Source organism: Tenacibaculum pelagium, assembly GCF_014062345.1.
In the GTDB taxonomy this organism is placed as follows: Bacteria; Bacteroidota; Bacteroidia; order Flavobacteriales; family Flavobacteriaceae; genus Polaribacter; species Polaribacter pelagius.
The window spans coordinates 1-418 of the sequence record NZ_JACGLS010000018.1; the positions used below are offsets into that span (position 1 = coordinate 1).

Annotated in this window: 1 protein-coding gene; it reads right to left on the reverse strand. The window is 43.3% G+C overall.

Annotated features, from left to right (window positions below):
• A partial coding sequence (locus tag H3Z83_RS12835) for an Ig-like domain-containing protein (RefSeq protein ID WP_449649456.1) occupies positions 1 to 409 on the reverse strand: 409 nt, incomplete at its 3' end.
• Positions 410 to 418: the final 9 nt, after the last annotated feature.

Genomic DNA, 418 nt, shown 5'->3' on the forward strand with positions numbered 1-418 from the left:
CATTTAAGCCTGATCCCTCATCTACATCTGCAATTCCATCATTGTCATCATCTGCATCATCTACATCTGCGATTCCATCACCATCGGTGTCGGTACATATACCAATACCTGTTACATTTACTGCTACCGAAGTTGCATTACTCTCACATGTACCATCGTTCTGAGTTACATAATAAGTTCCTGCTGCTAAAGCATCTCCTGAATTTGCTACTGTAGTCAATCCAGCATCTGTATACCATACAATTGTTCCTGTTCCTGTCGCTACTAAATCTGCAACGGTTGGACTGTCGTTATCACAGAATGATTGCGCACTCGCTGTTGGTGCTGTTGGTGCTGGACTTAACGTTACTACTACAGTATCACTTGGCGTACTTCCTGTACACCCTGCTCCTGTTCCTGTAACTGTCATTGTTAAGGT